The following is a 22,431-nucleotide window of genomic DNA, read 5'->3' on the forward strand; positions in this document are numbered from 1 at the left end:
GCGCCGCGTCAGCTCCGCTCGCGCGCCGCCGCCTGACTCCATCGTGAGTAATCCGCGCGCGTCCAGTCCAGCGCGACGCCGACGCGTTTCGTCCCGGGGCGGATCTTCGGCTTGTGCACCGCGAGCTCGAGCGTCTCGAGCGCCGGCCATTCGCGAAACGACAGCACCGCGATGTCGGCGACGAGCGTTTCGAGCAGCCGCGTATGCGGCTTGCTCGCGAGAAACGCGGCGATGCGCGCGCAGTAGCCGTCGTAGTCGATCCACTCGCCCGCCTCGCTCGGCTCGCAGCGATAGCCGAGCCGCGCATCGATCACGACCGGCTGCGGCCCGTCGTGCTCGTGCGGATGGATGCCGATTCGCACCGCCACCGTCAACCCGTCGACGAACACGCTCCAGCCGCGCCCGCGCACGCGGTGCGGATCGAGCGCGGCGAACGGCGCCTCGACCGGCTTCATGACGCGAGCGGCTCAGCCGCATCGAGCATCATGCGGCAGAAGTAGTCGGCGAAGCTGCGGCGCACGACGATCTCGAACGTGTCGTCACCGGTCGGCACGAGCACGATCGACGCCTTGAAGTAGTGGCTCTGCGCGCACTGGCCCGGCTGCAGCAGGCTCGGGTGCAGATCGAGCGGGCAGCCGCGCGCCAGCACGTCGCGCACGCGCTCGCCGGTGATCTCGACGACCGTGAAGCCGCTGCCGACGTCGACCGCCGCCGAATACGTCCCCTGCACGGCTTCCGCGAGCTTCGCCTCGAGCACGCCCGCCTGCACCGGCCCGTTCGAGCGCACGAGCCATTCGTCGGGGCCGAGCCACAGCACGTCGTAGGCGGCGCTCTTCGCGACCGTGTTCGGCGCGGCCGGCGGTTGGCAACCGACCACGCGCTCGAACGCGTCGACGAACGCCGGATCGGACAGCTCGCCGCGCACGTTCACGAGATCGAGAAACGCGCGCTCACGCATCGCGAACTTCTTCGACGCCCGCGCCTGATGCGTCTTCAGCAGATCGGCCGTGCCGACGAACGGCGACTCGAGCCCCACTACGCCGCCGCGCGCCACCGGCGCGTCGGCGACCGCCGTCTGGTTTCTCGTTTCATTCCACATGCTGACGCACCCCTTCGGTATCGTAGAAAACCGGGCTCGCGATCTTCGCGGTCACGCGCCGGCCGTCGGCCAGCGGGATCACGACGCTCTCGCCCATCTTGTTCAGTCCGCCCTTCACCACCGCCAGCGCGATCGAGCGATCGAGGATCGGGCTGTAGTAGCTCGACGTCACGTGGCCGATCATCGGCGTCGGATCGGTCGTCGACACCTGCGTGTCCTTCGCGATGATCTGCGCGCCTTCGGGCAGCACGTGTTGCGCGTCGTCGGTCAGCAGGCCGACGAACTGCTTGCGGTTGTCCCTCGCGGTGTCCGAGCGCGTCAGCGAGCGCTTGCCGAGGAAGTCCTTCGACTTCGCGACGAGCCCGCCCATCCCGAGGTCGTACGGCGTGACCGATCCGTCGGTATCCTGACCGACGATGATGTAGCCCTTCTCCGCGCGCAGCACGTGCATCGTCTCGGTGCCGTACGGCGTGATGTCGAACTCGGCGCCCGCGGCCATCAGCGCTTCCCACACCGCGCGCCCGGCGTTCGCCGGCACGTTCACTTCATACGCGAGCTCGCCCGAGAAGCTGATCCGCATCACCCGCGACTTCGCGCCCGCGACGGTGCCGTTGCGATAGCTCATGAACGGGAACGCGTCGTTGGCGAAGTCGATGTCCTGGCAGACCTTCTGCAGCACCTTGCGGCTCTTCGGCCCGACGACCGCGAACGTCGCCCAGTGGTCGGTCACCGACCCGAGGCGCACCTTCATGTCCGGCCATTCGGTCTGCAGCCAGCGCTCGAGCCACGTCAGCACGCGCGCGGCGCCGCCCGTCGTCGTCGACATCATGAAATGCTGGTCGGCCAGGCGCACCGTCACGCCGTCGTCGAACACCATCCCGTTCTCGTCGAGCATCAGCCCGTAGCGGCACTTGCCCACCTCGAGCTTGTTCCACGGGTTCGTGTACATCCAGTTCAGCAGCTTCACCGCGTCCGGGCCCTGGATGTCGATCTTGCCGAGCGTCGACGCGTCGAGAATGCCGACGCTGTTGCGCACCGCGAGGCATTCGCGCTTCACCGCCGCATGCAGGTCCTCACCCTTCTTCGGGAAGTACCACGGACGCTTCCAGTTGCCGACGTCCTCGAACATCGCGCCGTGCTCGACATGCCATTCGTGGATGCAGGTCTTGCGGATCGGATCGAGGTAATCGCCGAGCTCGCGGCCCGCGAACGTGCCGAACGTGACCGGCGTGTAGTTCGGACGGAACGTCGTCGTGCCGGTCTCGGGGATCGTCTTGCCGAGCGCGCCCGCGAGGATCGCCATCCCGTTGATGTTGCCGAGCTTGCCCTGATCGGTGCCGAAGCCCATCGCGGTGTAGCGCTTCACGTGCTCGACCGACTCGAAGCCTTCGCGCGCGGCGAGCAGGATGTCGGCCGCCGACACGTCGTTCTGGAAGTCGACGAACTGCTTCGGCCCGCGCGCGGCGGCCTCGCGGCTGCCGACGAGCCACAGCGGCATCAGCGGGCCTTCCGCGACGTCCGCGATCTGCGGCACAGCCGGACGCTGCGCGGCGCTGAAGCCGGCCGCTTTCGCAGCCTCCACGCCCGCGTCGATCGCGAGCCGCATCGCGCGCGCGAAATCGAACTCGCCGGCCGCGCCGCCGATGCTCGCTTCCGCCTGCACCGCCTTGCCCGGCACGAAGCACGCTTTCTCGTCGACCCAGTGCGCCTTGCCGCCGGACTGCGCGAACAGGTGCAGCACCGGGCTGAAGCCGCCCGACATCGCGACGAGGTCGCACGGCAGCGTCGACAGCTTGCCGCCCGTCTGGCCGTTCGAGTACGACGCGACGTCGACCGACGACACGCGCCACTTGCCCGACGCGGCCGTCACGACCGCGCCGCTCATCACGGTCACGCCCTGGCGCTTCGCGGCGGCCGGCAGCGCGCCGTTGGTCGCCGCGCGCGCGTCGACGACGGTCACTTTCGCGCCGCACGCCTTCAGGTCGAGCGCAGCCTGATAGCTGCGGTCGTTGTTCGTGAACACGACCGCCTCGCGGCCCGGCAGCACGCCGTAGCGATGGATGTAGGCCGACACCGCGCCCGCCAGCATCACGCCCGGCAGATCGTTGTTGCCGAACACGATCGGACGCTCGTGCGCGCCGGTCGCGAGGATCACGCGCTTCGCGCGGACCTTCCACAGCAGCTCGCGCGTGCCCTTGCGCATCGACACCGGCAGATGGTCGGTCAGCCGCTGCGTGACGGTCACGAGGTTGTGGTCCTGATAACCGAACGCGGTGCTGCGCGACAGGATCTTCACGTCGGGCAGCTTGCGCAGCTCCGCCTCGATCTTCTCGACCCACTGCGTCGCCGGCTTGCCGTCGATCTCGGTGCGGCCGGACAGCAGGCTGCCGCCGAGCTCGCGCTGATCGTCGACGAGGATCACGCGCGCGCCGGCCGTCGCCGCCGCATGCGCGGCCGCGAGGCCCGTCGGGCCGCCGCCGACGACGAGCACGTCGCAGTGCGCGTAGCACTTGTCGTAGCGATCGGCATCGAGCGTGTCGGGCGCCTTGCCGAGGCCGGCTGCCTCGCGGATCTTCTCCTCGTACTTCGGCCACATCTTGCGCGGCCACATGAACGTCTTGTAGTAGAAGCCGGCGGGCAGGAAGCGCGACAGCTTCTGGTTGATCGCGTAGCGGTCGTTCTCGAGCGACGGTTCAGCGTTCACGCTGGTCGCGACGAGGCCCTGATACAGCTCGATCTCGGTCGAGCGCGCGTTCGGCACGCTGTACGGGCCGGACTCGAGCTGCACGACCGCGTTCGGTTCCGCGACGTCCGCGGTGACGATCCCGCGCGGACGGTGATACTTGAAGCTGCGCGCGACGAAGTGCACGCCGTTCGCGAGCAGCGCGGACGCGAGCGTGTCGCCCTGGAAGCCCTGGTACGTGCGCCCGTTGAACGTGAAGGTCAGCGGAATCGCGCGATTGACGCGGCCGCCGGTGCCGAGACGGTCTTTCTGGCTCATTTGCTGGTGCCCTCTTGCTTGGCGTTGGCGGCGGACGCGCCGTTCGCGCTCCCACCGAATTTTTCGTAGCCCTTGATGTCGTACGAGACGGTGTCGCGTTCGACCTTGAACCAGCGGCGGCAGCCCTGCGTGTGCAGCCACTGCTCGCGCGCGATGCCGCGCGGGTTCTCGCGCATGAACAGGTATTCGCCCCATTCGCGGTCCGACAGCTTCTCGGTATCGAGCGGACGCGCGATGTCGGCTTCGCCGCCGCACGTGAACTCGGATTCGGCGCGCGGGCCGCACCACGGACATTCGATCAGCAACATAAGGTTCTCCTCGTGGCGGTTGGCGGTCAGTGCGCGACGGCGGCGGCGCCGTGTTCGTCGATCAGGTGGCCGTTGTAGAAGCGGTCGAGCGCGAATGCCGCGTTGAGCGCGTGCGGCTCGTCGCGCGCGATCGTGTGCGCGAACACCCAGCCCGAGCCCGGCGTCGCCTTGAAGCCGCCGGTGCCCCAGCCGCAGTTGAAGTACAGGCCCTTCACGTCGGTCTTGCTGATGATCGGGCACGCGTCCGGCGACACGTCGACGATACCGCCCCACTGGCGGTTCATCCGCACGCGCGAGAACACCGGGAACATCTCGACGATCGCCTGCAGCGTGCCTTCGATGACCTGGAAGCTGCCGCGCTGGCCGAAGCCCGTGTACTGGTCGATGCCGGCGCCGATCACGAGGTCGCCCTTGTCGGACTGGCTGATGTACGCGTGCACCGCGTTCGACATGATCACCGTGTTGACGACCGGCTTGATCGGCTCCGACACGAGCGCCTGCAGCGGATGGCTTTCGATCGGCAACCGCACGCCGGCCATGTCGGCGAGCGTCGTCGTGTTGCCGGCCGCGACGACCGCGACCTTCTTCGCCTTGATGAAGCCCTTCACCGTATCGACGCCGACGACCGCGCCACCTTCGCGACGGATGCCCGTCACCTGGCAGTTCTGGATGATGTCGATGCCCGCGCGGTCCGCGCCGCGCGCGAAGCCCCACGCGACCGCGTCGTGGCGCGCCACGCCCGCGCGGCGCTGGATCGACGCGCCGAGCACCGGATAGCGGCTGTTCAGGTTGATCGTCGGCTCGATTTCCTTGATCTGCTGCGGCGTCAGGAACTCGGCGTCGACGCCGTTCAGCCGGTTCGCGTTCACGCGGCGCTCGGTGTCGCGCACGTCCTGCAGCGTGTGCGCGAGGTTCATCACGCCGCGCTGGCTGAACATCACGTTGTAGTTCAGGTCCTGCGACAGCCCTTCCCACAGCTTCATCGCCTTCTCATAGAGCGCGGCGGATTCGTCCCACAGATAGTTCGAGCGGACGATCGTCGTGTTGCGCGCGGTGTTGCCGCCGCCGATCCAGCCCTTCTCGAGCACCGCGACGTTCGTGATGCCGTGCTCCTTCGCGAGGTAATACGCGGTGGCGAGCCCATGGCCGCCGCCGCCGACGATCACGACGTCGTATTCCTTCTTCGGTTCCGGGCTCCTCCACTGCTTTTCCCAGTTCTCGTGGTAGGACAGACCGTTGCGGAACAGGCTGAATATCGAATAGCGGCTCATTTCATGCACCCTTCGTTAGCATTCAATGACGTTCACGGCCAGACCGCCGCGCGACGTCTCCTTGTATTTCGTCTTCATGTCGGCGCCGGTCTCGCGCATCGTCTTGATCACCGAGTCGAGCGACACATAGTGCTGGCCGTCGCCCTTCAGCGCCATCCGCGATGCGTTCAGCGCCTTGATCGCGCCCATCGCGTTGCGCTCGATGCACGGGATCTGCACGAGCCCGCCGACCGGATCGCACGTCATCCCGAGGTTGTGCTCCATCCCGATCTCGGCCGCGTTCTCGACCTGATCGGGCGTACCGCCCATCACCGCCGCGAGCGCGGCGGCGGCCATCGAGCACGCGACGCCGACCTCGCCCTGGCAGCCGACCTCCGCGCCGGAGATCGACGCGGTTTCCTTGTAGATGATCCCGATCGCGGCGGCCGTGAGCAGGAACGTGACGATGCCGTCGTCATTCGAGCCGGGCACGAACTTCACGTAGTAATGGAGCACCGCCGGGATCACGCCGGCCGCGCCGTTCGTCGGCGCGGTGACGACGCGGCCGCCCGCCGCGTTCTCCTCGTTGACGGCCATCGCGTACAGGTTCACCCAGTCGAGCATCGACAGCGGATCGCGCAGCGATTCTTCGGAACGCGAACGAAGGTGGTTGCTCATCTCCGCCGCGCGGCGCTTCACCTGCATCGGGCCGGGCAGATTGCCCTCGACCTTGCAGCCGCGCTCGACGCACGCGGCCATCGTGCGCCAGATCGTCAGCAGCCCGGCGCGCACGTCTTCCGGCGACCGGGACGCGCATTCGTTCGCGAACGTCACCTCGGCGATCGACCGCCCGCTTTCGCGGCAGACGCGCATCAGGTCTTCGCCGGTGCGGAACGGATATGGCACCTCCGCCATCGCGCGCACGCCGTTCACGCGATCGCCGTCGCGGTTCACGACGAAGCCGCCGCCGATCGAGTAATACTCTTTCTCGACGAGCAACTGATCGTGCTCGTCGAATGCCTGAAAGCGCATGCCGTTCGAGTGCACGACGCTGCCCGTGCCGTTCATCAGCTTCCGGTAGAAGCCGATGTGCTCCTTCTCGTCGAAACGGACCGTCTGCCGGCCGAGCAGCGACAGCGACTTCTCCGCGCGGATCGCGGCGAGCCGCGGCTCGATGATGTCCGGATCGATCTGGTCGGGCAGATGCCCCTCGAGGCCGAGCAGCACCGCCTTGTCGGTGCCGTGCCCCTTGCCGGTCGCGCCGAGCGAGCCGTACAGCTCGACCCGCACGCTGCGCACGAAGCCGAGCAGGTTCGCATCCTCGACGTGCGACGCGAAGCGGCACGCGGCGATCATCGGGCCGACCGTATGCGAGCTCGACGGGCCGATGCCGATCTTGAACAGGTCGAAAACGCTGACGTTCATCTGGGTCTCTCTGCGTTCAAACGCGGTAAGTGACGATGGACGCCAGTACACCAAAGCGTAAAATCGGCCGATAGAACAAAAACGGCATCGGCGTGGGACGACACCGCCAACCGCCTCGTCCAACGTGCCCGATGGGCGTTTTGACGATGGTTCGCGGCGGAAAAACGCAAGTCCGCGCGTGCCCGTTCGGCGACGCTGGCAGCGAAGGCTACCGCGCCGCCGCCCCGAGTTCCGCCCGCCTTCGCGAGCCTGTCACGATATTTGCTCAATGACCGCCGACTTACCCGCCTCTCCCCTCGCCGAGCCCGCGCCGCGGCGCATCCGCTTCGGCATCGTGCTGCTGCCGAACTTCACGCTGACGGCGTTCTCCGGCTTCGTCGACATGCTGCGGCTGTCCGCCGACGACGGCGACTACAGCAAGCCGGTGCGATGCGCGTGGAGCGTGATCGGCGACACGCTCGCGCCGGTGCGCGCGAGTTGCGGGATCCAGATCACGCCGTGGGAGACGTTCGACGATGCCGAACCGTTCGACTACGTAGTCGTCGTCGGCGGGCTGCTGCACTCCGGGCCGCAGGCGGGGCCGGAGACGCTGCAGTTCATCCGCCGCGCGGCGGAGCGCGGCGCGACGATCGTCGGGATCTGCACCGGCGTATTCACGCTGATGCGCGCGGGCGTGCTCGCCGCGCACCGGATCTGCGTGAGCTGGTTCCATTACTGGGATTTCATCGAGCGCTTCCCGTCCGCCGATCCGGACCTCCTGATCGCCGACCGCCTGTTCGTGATCGACCGGCGCCGGATCACGTGCTCCGGCGGGCGCGCGTCGATCGACGTCGCGGCCGCGATCCTGCTGCGCCACTTCGATCACGCGACCGTGCAGAAGGCGCTGCGGATCCTGCTCGTCGGCGAGATGCAGAAGGGCAACGCGCCGCAGCCGCATCCGCCGGGCCTCGAGCCGGCCACGCACCCGAAGGTCAAGCGCGCGATTCTGCTGATGGAACAACACGTCGGCCGGGCGCTGCCGCTCGAGGAGCTCGCGTGCAAGCTCGACCTGTCCGCGCGGCAGCTCGAGCGGCTGTTCAAGGCGGAGACCGGCAAGAGCCCGCAGGCGTTCGCGAAGCAGGTGCGGCTGCGCACCGCCGCGTGGCTGCTGACGAGCTCGGACCGCACGGTCGCCGACATCGCGTCGAGCTGCGGCTTCGCCGACGCGTCGCACCTCGGCCGCGAGTTCCGCAAGCAGTTCGGCGTGCCGCCCGCGACCTATCGGGAGAAAGGCGCGCCGGCGGGAGATGGGGTTGGCGACGAGGCTGGCAATATTGGGGCTGGCGACGCCGGGCTCGATCTCGCGCCAGGCGACGCGTGGCCGGGCGACGCTTCGCCCGGTGGCGCCCCGCTTCCGCACGACGACGCCGGCGCGTTTCCGGAAGACGAAGCCGGGCCGGTTCCGCTTGGCTGATATTTCATCATACCAATAGACATCGACCTTCTCTTCGGGAATTCCAGTCATGCCGCGCTTCGCCGCCAACGTTTCGATGATGTACACCGAGCACGCGTTCCTCGACCGCTTCGCCGCCGCCGCGAAGGATGGCTTCAACGCGGTCGAGTACCTGTTCCCGTACGATTTCCCCGCCGACGCGATCCGCGCGCGGCTCGACGCGCACGGGCTCACGCAGGCGCTGTTCAACGCGCCGCCGGGCGACTGGGCCGCTGGCGAACGCGGAACCGCGTCGCTGCCGGGCCGCGAGGACGAGTTCAGGCGCGGGATCGACACCGCGCTCGCGTACGCGCGCACGATCGGCAACCGGAAGCTGCATGTGATGGCCGGCCTGCTCGCGCCCGGCCAGGACCGCGCGCGCCATCATGCGACGTACGTCGCGAACCTCGCGCATGCCGCGCAGGCGGCGGCCGCCGACGGCGTCACGGTGCTGATCGAGCCGATCAACCCGCGCGACATGCCCGGCTACTTCGTGAGCCGCCAGGACGACGCGCATGCGATCTGCGCCGAGGTCGGCGCACCGAACCTGAAGGTGCAGTTCGACTGCTACCACTGCCAGATCGTCGAAGGCGATGTTGCGATGAAACTGAAGCGCGATATCGCGGGGATCGGCCACATTCAGATCGCGGGCGTGCCGGAGCGGCACGAGCCGAATATCGGCGAGCTGAACTATCCGTATCTGTTCGATGTGATCGACGCGCTCGGCTACGATGGCTGGATCGGCTGCGAATACCGCCCGAAGGCAGGCACGTCCGACGGGCTCGGCTGGCTGAAGCCGTATCTGTGATCGGACCGGGAAAGCCCCCGGCGTGCGCGGATGCGGTCGCATCGCCGGCACCGGGGGATGACGGCAGCGGCCGCTTCGGGCCGCGGCCGCGTCACATCTTCACGATGTCGAGCACCTGCTTCTTGCCGTTCGTGTAGTGGAAGATCGAAATCGACGATTGCTTGAGATCGCCGTGGCTGTCGAACTGGACGAGACCGGTCACGCCTTCGCGCTTCGTCTGCTGCATCGCGCCGACGATCGCCGCGGACGACGTCGAGTTCGCGCGTTTCATCGCATCGACGAGCACGTACACCGCGTCGTACGCGAACGGCGCATAGATCACGACCGGCTGACCGAAGCGCGCCTGATATTTCTGACCGAACGCAGCGCCGCCGGGCATCTTCTCGAGCGCGATGCCGGCCTCGGAGCAATAGACCGAGTCGGTCGCGTTGCCCGCCAGCTTGCTCAGGTCGGTCGTGCACGCGCCGTCGCCGAACAGCATCTTCGACGACACCGCGAGTTGCCGCGCCTGCTTCGCGAACGGGCCGGCCGTCGCGTCCATGCCGCCGTACATGATGACGTCCGGGCGCTCGCCCTTGATCTTGGTCAGGATCGCGCGGAAATCGGTTGCCTTGTCGTTCGTCGCATCGCGCGACACGACCGTCAGGCCGGCACTGCTCGCGGTCTTCGCGAACTGCTCGGCCAGCCCCTGCCCATACGAGGTCGCATCGTCGACGACCGCGACGGTCTTCGCCTTCAAGCCCGACGCCGCATAACGCGCGAGCGCGGGGCCTTGCTGCGCGTCCGTGCCGACCATCCGGTACGCGACATTGAAACCCTGCAGCGTCAGCGTCGGATTCGTCGCGGACGGGGTGATCATCGTCACGTGCGCGTCGTTGTAGATCTTCGATGCCGGAATCGACACGCCCGAGTTCAGATGGCCGACAACGGCGGCCACGCCATCGTCGATGAGCTTCTGCGCGACCTGGGTGCCTTGTCGCGGATCGGCGGCGTCGTCCTGCGCATCGAGGCTCAACGTCACCTTCTGCCCATTGATCGTCAGCCCGGATTTGTTGATCTCGTCGATCGCGAGCTGGGCGCCGTTCTCGATGTCCTTGCCCATGTGTGCAAGATCGCCCGTCAGCGGAACCGCGCAGCCGATTTTCACGGTCTGGTCCGCATGCGCGGCGGGAGTCAGCGCGGGAGCGAATCCGCCGAGCAGCAGCGTGGCGGTAGCAAGTGGGCGACGGTAATTCATGCAGGTCTCCATAACAGTTTTTGATCGAACCAACGGAACGGCAAAGGGGAAACCCCAGGGCGCTCGGAAGCGAGAGATTAATGTAGTGAATTAGGCCTATACAGATACATGTACACTTCGAAGCGGTGTCGGCTGACTGTATTGGTTACGGCACCACCACAATTTTATGTATCGACCATTTTTGACGTGATAGGCGCGCGACGATGAAGCCCGTTCTGATGCTCGATCCTCAATCGGAAACGTCACTGGTTCAACAGATCGTGACCGGGCTCGCGGCGATGGTCGACGACAAGCGCTGGCGGCCGGGCGTGCGCGTGCCGAGCATTCGCGCATTTGCGGAAGCGCATCGCGTATCGACCTTCACGGTCGTCGAGGCGTACGACCGGCTCGTCGCGCAAGGCGTGCTGATGGCGCGGCGCGGCTCCGGTTTTTACGTCGCCGAAAGGAATCGCAACGACGTGCGTCCGGCCATCGAGAAGCTCGACGAGAAGTTCACGAACGGCTGGTCGATACGCAACGTGCTGGAGCGGGCGGAAGGCACGATTCACGCGGGCTCGGGCTCGATCCCGGAAGGATGGCTCGACGTGGACGGCATCGCGCGGGCGCTCAGGCAACTGGCCGCGCGTCCGCAGGCGCTGCTGGGTTCGGGGCACGCGAAGGGATATGAGCCGTTGCGCGAGCAGATCGTGCGGCAGCTCGCCGAACACGAGATCGAAGCGAGCCCCTCCGGCATCGTCACGACACTGGGGGCCAACCAGGCGCTGGATCTTGCCGTTCGGCATCTCACGCGCGAAGGCGACGTCGTGCTGGTCGACGAGCCGGGCTATAGCGATCTGCTCGTCGGATTGCGGCTGCGTCGGGTCAAGACGGTCGGGATACCGATGACGCCCGCGGGTCCGGACGTTCCCGCGATGGAGCGCGCGTTCGAAACGCATCGCCCGAAAGTGTTCTTCACGAATACGCGGCTGCACAATCCGACCGGCGCGAGCTACAGTTCCGCCACGGCATTCAAGGTGCTGAAGCTGGCGGAGCGCTACGACTGCATCATCGTCGAGGACGATGTGTCGGCGAGCCTCGTGTCCGGAAATTCCGTCGCGCTCGCGTCGATGGATCAGCTGAAGCGCGTCGTCTACATCGGCAGTTTTTCAAAGACGGTGGGGCCGGGCCTGCGCGTCGGCTTCGTCGCGGCCGACCCTGCGCTGCTCGAGGGGCTGCTTTACCACAAGCTGGTGTCCGGGATGGCGACGCCGACCGTGACGGAGCAGCTGGTGCACGCGGTGCTGTCCGAAGGGCATTTCAGGAAACAGACGGAGCAATTGCGCGACCGTCTGGCGGCCGCCCAGGAGCGCACGTGCCGCCGGCTCGAATCGATCGGCTTCGAGGTATTTTGCGAACCGCGAGCCGGCATGTTCGTCTGGGCACGGCCCGCCGGTTTGCATTGCGATTCCGCCGAGCTCGCGATGCGTGCCGTCGATAGCAGGATTTTCCTCGCGCCGGGTAGTTTTTTTTATGCGGATGCGCCGGAGAGCGGGTGGTTGCGGTTCAACGTCGCGCATTGCAATTTCGATCGGTTGTTTGGGTTTCTTGAGGAGGCGGTGGGGGGGTGAAACGTAAAAAGCGGGAGGAAACGCGACGCGCCGAACGTTTGCGCGCCCGGCCCTATGTCATGGACGGTGAACAGGTTCTGCCGCGCCCTCGCCTTGGACGGGAAGATGTGTCTCAGCCGATGGGTGTTACTCCGTATTGCGTGGATTTTCTTAATTTCGGATAAGAGCATGAGCCCGCCTGGCGCAAGTGTCATGCGTGTCGCGGGATAGGACAGCGTTCGCATGCATGATGCTGTAATCGGTTCAGGGTTCGAATAAATTTTATTGCCGACACGCTCAAGTTCACCGGGGGAGACGATGCATGATGATGCTGTTCGCAGTGCGTTGGAAGCGTCTGATGTGTCTGCTGAAAAACAATCAAACCATGAGATGGCAGTAGCCATTCTCCTGCTTGCCACGCTCTGGCTCCTGACTCGCCCCTATTTCGGCATCTACCACGATTCACGGCTTTATATCGTTCAAGGTTTGGCTCATCTCCACCCGGAAGCCTATGCCGACGATCTCTATTTCAAGTACGGTTCGCAGGATTCGTTTTCGATCGTCGGAATTCTGCTCGCACATGGTCTTGCCCACTTCTCTCCAGAAACGGTCAATCTTTCGCTGACCGTGATGGGGGAGGCATTCTGGTTGATTGCCGCGTGGCGGTTCGCGACTGCAATCTACTTGCCGGGCCGCGAAAAATTGCTGGCGTTGGCTGCGCTTTTCATTTTGCCACCCGATTATGCGGCGGCTAATGTTTTTCATTACGGCGAACCGTTCTTTACGCCTCGCTTGTACGCAGAAGCCATGACGATGATCGCATTGGCTGCGTTTCTGAGTGGGCGGTGGTTGATATCGGCGGCTTGGGCACTACTCGCACTCGTCACTCACCCTATCGCTCCGCTCTCCGGTGTGATGTTGGCCTTCTTCATGCTAGCCGCCAAGGATGTGAGATGGTGGTGGGGCGCGGCTCTTGGTGGCCTGCTTGGCGTTGGCCTCTGCGTGTTGGGTGTCGAACCGTTCGTACGATTTCGTGTAGTTGTTTCGGGAGACTGGCTCAGCGAGGTGATGATTCGCTGTAAATGGACGTTCTTCTCGGGCTGGTCATCTCTTGATTATTCACGACTCGTCGTGCAAGCCTTGATCGTCAGCACGGCGTTCACCACTTTCTCGAAGACCGAGCGGCGACTATGTGCTGCACTCGGGGCGACCGTCGTCGCGAGTTTATTGCTGAACGCTGTCGGGGTTGATCTGATGCATAGCCTGCTCATCATCAATCTTCAACCGGTCCGTTTTTTGTGGCTTGCAAGTGTAATCGCAAACCTGGTCGCGGGTGCCGCTCTTTGTCGGGCATTCACTACAAAAGAGCCGTATCGATGGCATTTTGCGGGGGCGCTGGCGATATACGCCTCCTCCATTTGTTTCTCCAATCTGCTTATATTTGCAATACCGCCGCTAATCGTTTCACTATGGCTAATAATACGTGGCAATTCAGAATCCAGGTGGATTCGGCGCACGAACTTTATAGTCACGACTCTTGCCGTTGAGTTAGCTGCGGGAGGCGTTATCCTTACGGCATATGTCGCAGCTAAGCGACCCGACGGAATCTTTAGCTTCCTCATAGCGAGTGGATTGGTTCTTACCGTTCTTGCCGCGGCCGCATCGTATCGCAGGCACCATACTGCGGCGCTTGCGCTTTCGATAGCAGCATGCATGACTGCAGCGAGCGCAGTCGACAGGCGCGATGGTTGGGAGCGTGTCATCGAGGTACCCACTCCACCGGCACTTCCCGAAAAACTCCTGGGGAATGCGCGTAACATTTATTGGGAAGACGGAGTTGAGTTCATGTGGCTGCGACTAGGTCGCGCAAGCTATTTTTCGTGCCTCCAGGGATCGGGCGTAATGTTCTATCGCAGAACGGCGCTCGAATATTTCAGAAGATTGAATGTATTAAGCCAATTGAATACGCAAGATTTTTGGGACAAACCAGACACTTTTTGTTCGGGCAAAGCGATTCCGTATTCCTTCGCCCCAAAGGACGCGACTGACATAATCAAGGCATGCGAGAAGCTTCCGGATCTGGATATGATGGTTCTTCTGTCTGACGAGGCGTCGTTGAATCCTCCGTCGTGGAAAATGCCTGCGCCTCGCTATAGAATGAAGGAGAACGGATCGTACGAAGCGGTAGATCATTACTACTTCTATGATTGCCAAAAACTTCGAGAGAAAGGATGGGGAGGTCGATCGGCGAATTGACGCCGACGGCAGATCAAGAGAAATGATTTCGCGGCGACTCGATATCACGACGACTGCTGCGTAGCGGAAACCGCCACGACACGCTGCTCGTGCCAATGAAACACGACGAGCTTGCGAAGCCAATACAGCGTGACGAAGCTGACCACGACCGCGATCATCTTCGCGACCATCTTGCCGAACACCGGCGCCGCGACGTGCACGATGCCGGCTGTAAGCAGCGCGCCGAGCGCGCAACTTCCCACGAACAGCGCGACTTCGCGGGCTTGAGAACGCCCGCTCGCCGCCGAATGGAACACATGGCGACGCGACAGCACATAGGTCACAATACCGCCGATCATATAGGCCACCCATGCGGCGAAGCCGGCATCGAGCGGCAGTATTGAACTCAACGCGATGAAGCAGAGCCAGTCGGTCGCGAGCGCAAACACGCTGACGACGAAATATCGAGAGAACATCACGTCTGCCTCCACTAAACCGTTGCGCGCACCGGCACAGCACGCAGACCCGATACCCCGGCGGCTTCCGTCGCCTCCGGCCTGTCGCCGCTCTCGTGATATTCGGCATCCTCGTTGACCGCCCAGATATCGCGCAATTGGCTTCCAGCGATGATGTTCTCGACAGTCAGCATCGCGGTCATCATCGCGTGATCCTGATTGTTGTACTTATGCATCCCGTTGCGGCCGACGAGATGCAGGTTCGGATAATGCTCGGCGAGATCGGCCCTGACCTCGTCGACGATCGCGCGATAGTCGTCGTCGTAGACCGGGTACGCCTTGGGTTGGCGTACGACGCGTGAGCCACGCACTTGGTCGCGCGTCGCCAGACCGATCTTCTCGAGCTCACCGACCGCGAGCGCGGTGAGTTCCACATCGCTGCTTTCCCAAAGCTTGTCGCCATCGAAGCAGAAATATTCGAGGCCGAGACAGCCGCCCGTGTCGGTGTCAGGCACCATCTCCGGAGACCACGACGCGAAGTTTTGAATGCGCCCGACCTTGACCGACGGATCATGGATGTAGATCCAGTTGTCGCTGAAGGTAGCCGGGCGATCGAGGATCAGCGCGACCGTGATGAAATCGCGGTATTGCAGCTTCGCGGCGGCAGGCGCGGAACACGGCGCCGGCGAGATCGCATTCAGCGTCTCGCGCATCGGCGCGGTGCAGACAACGTGACGCGCGACAATTCGCGTCGTCTGCCCATCGGCGCCGACGGCATCGACAGTCCAGTGCTTCGTATTCTCGTCGTAGGCGAGCGAGCGCGCGGCGCGGTCCATCAATAGCTGCCCGCCCTGATCCTGAAATTTGCGTGCGGCGGCTTCCCAGAGCATGCCGGGGCCCCGGCGCGGGTAATGGAACGACTCGATCAGCGACTTGATGCTCGTCTTGCGCGAACGAATGCCGAGCGAACGCTTCATCGCACTGACGATCGCGGTCGACAGGCTGAGACCCTTGATGCGCTGCGCGGCCCAGTCGGCGGAAATGTCGTCGCACGACATGCCCCAGACCTTCTCCGTATAAGTCTTGAAGAAGATCGAGAACAGCCGCTCGCCGAACTGGTTCGCAACCCACTGATGGAATGTCTTCGGATCGCGGCAAGGTCTGATCTTCGCGGCGACATAAGACAGCACGCAATGTGCGCTCTCGATCAGGCCGAGATTGCGCAGCGCTTCGATGCCATCGAGCGGATACCGATAGAACTTGTTCCGGTAGAAAATTCGGGAACTGCGTGGACGCTCGATGAAATCGTCGGGCAGCAGTTCGTGCCAAAGCGCGACCACTTCAGCGGACTTCGAGAAGAAGCGGTGACCGCCTATGTCGAAGTAATGTCCGTCGAACTTCTCGGTGCGGCTGATGCCGCCGACGTAGATCGGATCCTTCTCGATCATCGCGACCGCGAGATCGGTGTTCTTCGTCAGCAGATAACCAGCCGTGAGCCCCCCCGGTCCCGCACCAATGACGAGTACGTCAACAGATTGATCCATGTTGTCACCCCGGTAGTTATTGAGTTGGTCGAATGTTCCGTCGTTCGTTGAAACGTACTTCAGGTGCCGCCGCCTGCCAGGACTGCCGGTCGTGCATTGCTTGCCGGCAACGTGCCGACCTGTCGTATCGGCTCGAACGTCGATGCCCTGATGTGTCGACAGTCGTAGAGCCAGTATTGAGCGTCGCCATCGGGCGACCACTGGTGATGAGTCGACAGATCTGGGTAATTTCGGCTCGTGACGACAAAATCGAGCAAGGGGTCGGTGCATGCGTGATTCACGCCGCCGCGGGTGAGCGGTGGAAACGGACGCCGCATGAAAAATGTCGGCGAACTTCCGTTCGGGTGGTCATCGTCGTCAGGCCTTCCCGCCAATGGATCCTGCCTGATCCACGCGAACCGCCGTGCCGCCTCAAACGTCGTTCGACGGTGAAAGATGATGCCGCCCGCCTGCTCGGGCGAGTAATAGCTTGCCGCCTTCATCATCAACCACGGATAGACGACTTCACCCGGCGCTCCGTCCCAGTAAACCATCGAGCCGGGCGGAACCTGTGCACGGAACGGCGCGAGGTCCGGACGATCGGCGTCAGCCTCCACGGTCGCCATCGGTACGGAGCGCTGATCAAAATTGACGAGGCCATACGCGAACATCGCAGCCAGGAAAAGCGACAGGGCCAGTATCGAGATCCGGTGGCGTGACAGATTGAGCGCGGCCAGTACAGCAACCACTACGACGGCAAGACGTGTATGGATCAGTGCCTCGATCGGCTTCACGTTGAAGGCGATGCTGCCGGTTGGGTAGAGCGCGCGTACGAAATAGTAGATCGACTGATACTTGAGCCAAATCAGCGCGGCGATCAGCGTTCCGCAAATCAGCACGTAGCGCAGATACGGGGGGGGCGTGCCAAACAAGGCCGATGCAACGTGGGCCGATTGGCGGCGGGCATCGACATGCAGCGCAATGGCGATCAGCAACGCCAGCATGCCGCCGCCGGCGTCGAGCAACAGCCAGCAGATCGCAAGCAGCCAGATCAATAACGGCCGCGAGCGAGCTTCCCGCCGGATCAACAAAATCGCGGCGGGCCACTGCATCAGCGCAGGCATCCATAGCGTGCGCCAGGTTTGCATCTGGATCCAGAGGGCATCCTGAGCAGTCAGGGCCGCTGCGGTGGAGATCCCAAGCCCCGCTACAGCCAAAAGCGCGAGATTCGACCACAGCGCCCGGTGCTCCTGCGTCCTCGTGGCGAATAGCGCTACCGGCAACGCGATTGCCCAGCATGCGTCGCTCCACGCGGTGACATTCCAGAGGGTGGGAAACAGGAGCGGCAGGTTATATCGAGCGATGGCTAGCCAGTCCGGATCGAACGGGTGCACATGAAGGGCATGGAACGGCGGCAGCTCGATGACGGCGAATATAGACAGCACGAATGCAAAGAGGGCCCACCAATTGACGCGCTGCAGAACGCTGAGCATCGCAATCGCCAGTCCGGTTGCGCCGATGAGCGGATGAAGAGCCGTTGCCAGCAGGCCGAACGCAACGGCCATGCGGGGGCGGCGTTCGAGCGTCAGCGTGAGAGCCCAGATGCTGAGCGCTTCAGCCGGGAGACGGGCCGTGAGCAATAGCTCGTCGTAGGAAAAAACGGACAGCGCACCATACTCGGAAGGCATGCAGGCGATGAGTGACAGGCAGAGCCAGCACCAGGGCGGGTTCAGCAGTTTCCTGGCGAGGCGCCACATCCCGCTCCACCACAGTGCCTGAAATGCAATCAGGCATACGAGATTGCTCGCGCGGATGCCGAATGCAGAAACGAGTTTGCTGTAAAGCCGGCCATAGATGGTCCAGTCGTCCTGCGATCCGAATTCGAAGAACAGGTCGCGCGCGAAATGCCCGGGATTGGCGTTGTACAGCGCCTGCGCGGTGTACAGGATCGCGTCGTGCCGGATGCCCGTATAAGGATGGGCCAATAGAAACAGCGCGCCGATCGAAAGCGCGAACGCAATGGTCGAAGGTGAATGACGGATTATCGAGCCCATGATTGGCCAGCGATTGTTCGTCGAAAGTTCATGACCGTCGAACCCGTCGCCGATGAGCACATTGGAGCGTCTTGCCTTGTCGGCAGCGGCGAATGTGGAAGACGGTGCCGGATCAGCAGGCGCTTTGCCTGTTGCCGACCGGGCCGGCGCACCTGCTCGCAGACCTCGGTCCAGCGACGACGGACGTTTAAGCCGATCGCTCGTGATCCGCCGTCGCAGACGACGTCGTCTCCCGCACCACGCCAAGATCAGGTCGACGTAATGGCAGTTGATGAACGCATGCGTGCAATGCCAATGCGGACGGGGCGGCTGTTGCCACTTCCCCGGTTGAAATGACGCAAATTGTGGTTTTCATGTTTCCCCCGATGCGGTCCGTCGTGATGGCTTGTCTAAGCGCATACGTTCGGTGCCACCTTTTTATCGACGTCACTGATTATCTTGCTGTCTTGCAATGAGCGCGTGTTGGTTTGACGCGTGGAGGACTTACGCACGTAGCATGCCAAGCCCGTAAAACGGACGTAATCGGCACGTATACCGCGCCTGAAAGACAAGCGCGAAGCGTGTCAAGCCGTGGGATGTATCAATATTGAAACCGAGATGGGCGGCTTGCCGGTTTGACTGCCGGTTCCAGTGATTCAACAATGATGCATCGGCAGTCAAAATCGCGGCTTTGGTTTCGGCGATAACACGACGAGCGGAGCAACTGCCTTGGTATGGGCTCGTCCCGTTGGGCCCGCCCACGCCATGACTGCGCCCAGTTCGACGTTTCAGGATTGGTACGACCATACGGACCAGACATGCTCGAAACCCGACCGTATATCGACCACCTGCGCAAGCCAGATGGCCGTCGCGCAGGCAAACCCGCAGGCCACCCGATTCTCGGAAAAGTTTCGATTCTGAAACATCGCGAATCGATCGCAGGCTCCGACCCCCGATCCGCATCGGCTCGTCATCTTTCCGTCAGCCGATGTAACCTGAAGTAACGCGCCCCCGCGCATTCTTCAGGCAGTATGTCCGCACCACCCGGACCGACTTGCCGCCCGCCCCTATGTCCGCCGTCTACGATTACGCCGCCGGCCTGCTGCGTGCGCTCTACGACCGCCATCTGCACGGCGGCGCCGTGCTCGACACGGCCGCCTTCCCGGACGCCGCGCGCTTCGCCGCCGCGTGGCCCGCGATCCGCGCGGAAGCGCTCGACGTCGCGCGCGACCTGCCGCGCGTGCCGCGCTTTCACGACATCATGCGCGAACAGGCCGACATCTCCGCGAACGATGCGCGCGACTGGCGCATGTTCATCATGCAGGCATACGGCCAGCCGTTTCCGCGCAACCTGCTGCGCTGCCCGACCGTCGCGACGCTGGTCGCCGAGTCACCCGACGTGCTGTCCGCGTCGCTGTCGTTTCTCGCGCCGGGCAAGCACATACCGCCGCATCGCGGCCCGTTCCGGGGCATCCTGCGCGGCTATCTGGTACTGTCGATGCCCAAGCGCGCGGACGGCTCGCCCGCCGCGGTGCTGAAAATCGATCGGCGCGAATACCGGCTCGACGAAGGCCGCTTCCTGCTGTGGGACGACACGTTCGAGCATGAAGTGTGGAACGACAGCGACGAAGTGCGGATCGTGCTGCTGCTCGACATTCGCCGCCGCGACATGCCGCGCGCGTTGACGTGGCTGTCGGATGCGGTGATCCGCATCGTCCGGCTCGGGATCCGGATACGCGGCGGCACGATTCCCGTCTAGAACGAATCGCCATTCGTCCGGATCACGAAACAAAAAAAGCACACAAAAAAAAAACCCGCATCCGTCGCCGGACGCGGGCCAACTCTTGGACGAATGAAACTCAGTGCGCGCCGAGATACGCCTTGACCGCCGGCAGGCCCGGCTTGCCGTCGATCGTCGTGACGCCGGCGAGCCACTTGTCGAGCACCTGCGGATTCTGCTTCAGCCAGTCGGCCGCTGCCTTGTTCGGATCTTCCTTGTTCATGATCGGCAGCATCACGTGGTTCTCGATCGACGTCGTGAACTGCAGGTTCGACACGAACTTCGCAACGTTCGGGCAGCGCGCCGCGTAGTCGGGCGGCGTCGCGGTCAGCACCTTCGCCTCGCCGTAGTTCGGGCCGAATACGTCGTCGCCGCCGCTCAGGTAGTCCATCTTGAACTGCACGTTCATCGGATGCGGTTCCCAGCCGAGGAACACGATCCACTTCTTGTCGCGAATCGAACGGTTCACCTCGACCAGCATCCCCGCCTCGCTCGACTCGACGAGCTTGAACTTGCCGAGGCCGAACTGGTTGCCGTCGATCATCTTCTTGATCAGCGCGTTGCCGTCGTTGCCCGGTTCGATCCCGTAGATCCGGCCATCGAGCTTGTCCGCGAACTTCTGGATGTCGTTGAACGACTTCAGCCCGGCCTGGTACTCATAGTCCGGCACCGCCAGCGTGTACTTCGCACCGGTCAGGTTCGGCGTCGACAGCACCTTGATCGAGTTCGCCTTCACGAACGGCTGGATCATCGGGTCCATCGTCGGCGACCAGTAGCCGAGGAACACGTCGATCTGCTTGCTCTTGATCCCCGCGAACGTGATCGGCACCGAAGCGATCGTCTTCGTCGGCGCGTAGCCGAGGCCCTCGAGCATCGTCGATGCGAGACCCGTCGTCGCAGCAATATCGGTCCAGCCGACGTCCGCGAAACGGACGTTCTTGCAGACTGGCGGGTCGGCCGCGTAGACGGCCGAAACCGGCGCGGCAGCAAGCCCGATTCCGCATGCGGCTGCGATCATAAGTCGCTTCATCAGTGTTCTCCTCAAGGTGATGTCGTCTGGATGAATAGTGGGATCATCGATGTCTCGCATGCGCCGCGATCCCGACGGCGCACGGGCCGGTGGTGGTGCGCTGCCGTCAGCGTCCCGGCAGCCGGCGTTCGTAACTGGGCGCATGGCCGAACTGCGCGCGATAGGCCTTGCTGAAATGACACGGCGAATGAAAGCCGCAGCTCGCGGTCACGTGCGCGATCGACGCGTCGGTCGTGCGCAGCAGGTCGCGCGCGCGCTTCAGGCGCAGCGTCAGGTAATAGTGGGTCGGCGACACGTTCAGGTACACCTTGAACATCCGCTGCAAATGCCGCTGCGACAACCGCACGAGCCGCGCAAGCTCCTCGAGCGATAGCGGCTCCTCGATGTTCGCCTCCATCAGCCGCACGACCTCGATCAGCTCCGCGCGCGAGAAGCCGACGCGCGCATCGACCGGAATCGGCTGCTGATCGGTCGCGCTGCGGATCCGTTCGAGGATGAACTGTTCGGATACCTGCGCGGCGAGCTGCTGGCCGAAACGCGCGCCGACGAGATTCAGCATCAGGTCGAGCGGCGCGGTGCCGCCGGTGCATGTCAGGCGGTCGCGGTCGACGACGAACAGCTCATCCGCGAAATTCACCTGCGGAAACTCGGTGTGCAGCGACGACAGGTTCTCCCAGTGCACCGCGCAGCGATAGCCGTCGAGCAGCCCGCCCGACATCAGCGCATACGCGCCGGTGCAGATGCCGCCGAGCGGCACGCCTTCGTCCGCGAGGCGTCCGAGCATCTCGCGCGTGCCGTCGCCGACGACGTCGCGAATCCGGATCCCGCCGCAGACGATCATCACGTCCGGCAGCCTGTCGTGATCGAGCCGCTGCGTCGGCCGCACCGCGATGCCGTTGCTTGCGTGCACGGGCGCACCATCGAGCGAGTAGATCGACCACCGGTAATGATCCGCGCGGCCGACATAGTTCGCCATCCGGAGCACTTCGACCGCGCTCGAGAACGCGATCATCGAAAAGTTCGGCAGCGTCAGAAAGCCGAAATGGGCCAGCGACGAAACCGGAGATACGCTATCGACGGGCGCGGCGGCGACGGACGTCACGTCGATCTCCTCACGAGCGGGTTGCACGAGGCCGGCCCCGTGGCGGTGCGCCGCGGAGACGGATGAAAGGGTTCGCTTGGTTCGCTTC

17 protein-coding genes are annotated in these 22,431 nt (G+C 64.0%); 5 read left to right on the forward strand and 12 right to left on the reverse strand.

What is annotated here, in order from left to right:
* Positions 1–8 precede the first annotated feature (8 nt).
* From HZI36_RS03975 to HZI36_RS04000, 6 genes are read right to left on the reverse strand one after another with little or no spacing between them, the layout of a single operon-like run.
* Positions 9–455, reverse strand: coding sequence for a dihydroneopterin aldolase (locus tag HZI36_RS03975; protein WP_179401341.1), 447 nt, complete (start codon positions 453–455; stop codon positions 9–11).
* Complete coding sequence (locus tag HZI36_RS03980) at positions 452–1,099, reverse strand: sarcosine oxidase subunit gamma (RefSeq protein WP_179401342.1); 648 nt, start codon at positions 1,097–1,099, stop codon at positions 452–454. The genes HZI36_RS03975 and HZI36_RS03980 overlap by 4 nt, the downstream gene beginning before the upstream one ends.
* Positions 1,089–4,100, reverse strand: a complete 3,012-nt coding sequence (locus HZI36_RS03985) for a sarcosine oxidase subunit alpha family protein (protein WP_179401343.1) — start codon at positions 4,098–4,100, stop codon at positions 1,089–1,091. The genes HZI36_RS03980 and HZI36_RS03985 overlap by 11 nt, the downstream gene beginning before the upstream one ends.
* Positions 4,097–4,408, reverse strand: coding sequence for a sarcosine oxidase subunit delta (locus tag HZI36_RS03990; RefSeq protein WP_179401344.1), 312 nt, complete (start codon positions 4,406–4,408; stop codon positions 4,097–4,099). Before HZI36_RS03990 ends, HZI36_RS03985 begins: the two co-directional genes overlap by 4 nt.
* 26 nt (positions 4,409–4,434) lie before the next feature.
* Complete coding sequence (locus tag HZI36_RS03995) at positions 4,435–5,679, reverse strand: sarcosine oxidase subunit beta family protein (RefSeq protein ID WP_179401345.1); 1,245 nt, start codon at positions 5,677–5,679, stop codon at positions 4,435–4,437.
* Positions 5,680–5,694: 15 nt separating this feature from the next.
* A complete protein-coding gene (locus HZI36_RS04000; protein WP_179401346.1) occupies positions 5,695–7,083 on the reverse strand; it encodes an L-serine ammonia-lyase in 1,389 nt (462 codons plus the stop codon).
* A gap of 268 nt (positions 7,084–7,351) precedes the next feature.
* Between HZI36_RS04000 and HZI36_RS04005 the strand changes: the two genes are divergently transcribed.
* The gene (locus HZI36_RS04005; RefSeq protein WP_246326951.1) at positions 7,352–8,536 is read left to right on the forward strand and encodes a GlxA family transcriptional regulator; all 1,185 of its coding nucleotides are present in this window, start codon (positions 7,352–7,354) and stop codon (positions 8,534–8,536) included.
* Between the two features lie 49 nt (positions 8,537–8,585).
* Positions 8,586–9,362: a 2-oxo-tetronate isomerase gene (gene otnI, locus HZI36_RS04010; RefSeq protein WP_179401347.1), complete on the forward strand. Its 777-nt coding sequence runs from the start codon at positions 8,586–8,588 to the stop codon at positions 9,360–9,362.
* 91 nt (positions 9,363–9,453) lie between these two features.
* Here the strand turns inward: otnI and HZI36_RS04015 are convergent, their stop codons facing one another.
* Positions 9,454–10,599: a branched-chain amino acid ABC transporter substrate-binding protein gene (locus HZI36_RS04015; RefSeq protein ID WP_246326952.1), complete on the reverse strand. Its 1,146-nt coding sequence runs from the start codon at positions 10,597–10,599 to the stop codon at positions 9,454–9,456.
* A 203-nt stretch (positions 10,600–10,802) separates the two neighbouring features.
* Here HZI36_RS04015 and HZI36_RS04020 point away from each other — a divergent pair, with 203 nt between their 5' ends.
* The gene (locus tag HZI36_RS04020; RefSeq protein WP_179401349.1) at positions 10,803–12,206 is read left to right on the forward strand and encodes an aminotransferase-like domain-containing protein; all 1,404 of its coding nucleotides are present in this window, start codon (positions 10,803–10,805) and stop codon (positions 12,204–12,206) included.
* A 297-nt stretch (positions 12,207–12,503) separates the two neighbouring features.
* On the forward strand, positions 12,504–14,441 hold the full coding sequence (locus HZI36_RS04025) for a hypothetical protein (RefSeq protein ID WP_179401350.1): 1,938 nt from the start codon (positions 12,504–12,506) through the stop codon (positions 14,439–14,441).
* A gap of 44 nt (positions 14,442–14,485) precedes the next feature.
* Here the strand turns inward: HZI36_RS04025 and HZI36_RS04030 are convergent, their stop codons facing one another.
* From HZI36_RS04030 to HZI36_RS04040, 3 genes are read right to left on the reverse strand one after another with little or no spacing between them, the layout of a single operon-like run.
* Entirely contained in the window at positions 14,486–14,896 is a 411-nt protein-coding gene (locus HZI36_RS04030) for a GtrA family protein (RefSeq protein ID WP_246326961.1), read from the reverse strand.
* Between the two features lie 14 nt (positions 14,897–14,910).
* Entirely contained in the window at positions 14,911–16,419 is a 1,509-nt protein-coding gene (locus tag HZI36_RS04035; protein WP_179401352.1) for an NAD(P)/FAD-dependent oxidoreductase, read from the reverse strand.
* A gap of 59 nt (positions 16,420–16,478) precedes the next feature.
* Positions 16,479–18,512 carry a hypothetical protein gene (locus HZI36_RS04040; protein WP_179401353.1) on the reverse strand — a complete coding sequence of 678 codons (2,034 nt, stop codon included), beginning with the start codon at positions 18,510–18,512 and terminating at the stop codon, positions 16,479–16,481.
* Between the two features lie 988 nt (positions 18,513–19,500).
* Here HZI36_RS04040 and HZI36_RS04045 point away from each other — a divergent pair.
* Entirely contained in the window at positions 19,501–20,190 is a 690-nt protein-coding gene (locus tag HZI36_RS04045) for an aspartyl/asparaginyl beta-hydroxylase domain-containing protein (RefSeq protein WP_179401354.1), read from the forward strand.
* Between the two features lie 100 nt (positions 20,191–20,290).
* Here HZI36_RS04045 and HZI36_RS04050 read toward each other — a convergent pair whose 3' ends face one another.
* Both HZI36_RS04050 and HZI36_RS04055 read right to left on the reverse strand, forming a co-directional pair.
* Entirely contained in the window at positions 20,291–21,241 is a 951-nt protein-coding gene (locus tag HZI36_RS04050) for a choline ABC transporter substrate-binding protein (RefSeq protein WP_179401355.1), read from the reverse strand.
* Positions 21,242–21,347: 106 nt separating this feature from the next.
* Positions 21,348–22,343 (reverse strand): helix-turn-helix domain-containing protein, encoded by a 996-nt coding sequence (locus HZI36_RS04055; RefSeq protein ID WP_179401356.1) that lies wholly within the window; start codon positions 22,341–22,343, stop codon positions 21,348–21,350.
* Positions 22,344–22,431 lie beyond the last annotated feature (88 nt).

Origin of the sequence: Burkholderia guangdongensis, assembly GCF_013403875.1 — a bacterium.
Classification (GTDB): Bacteria; Pseudomonadota; Gammaproteobacteria; order Burkholderiales; family Burkholderiaceae; genus Burkholderia; species Burkholderia guangdongensis.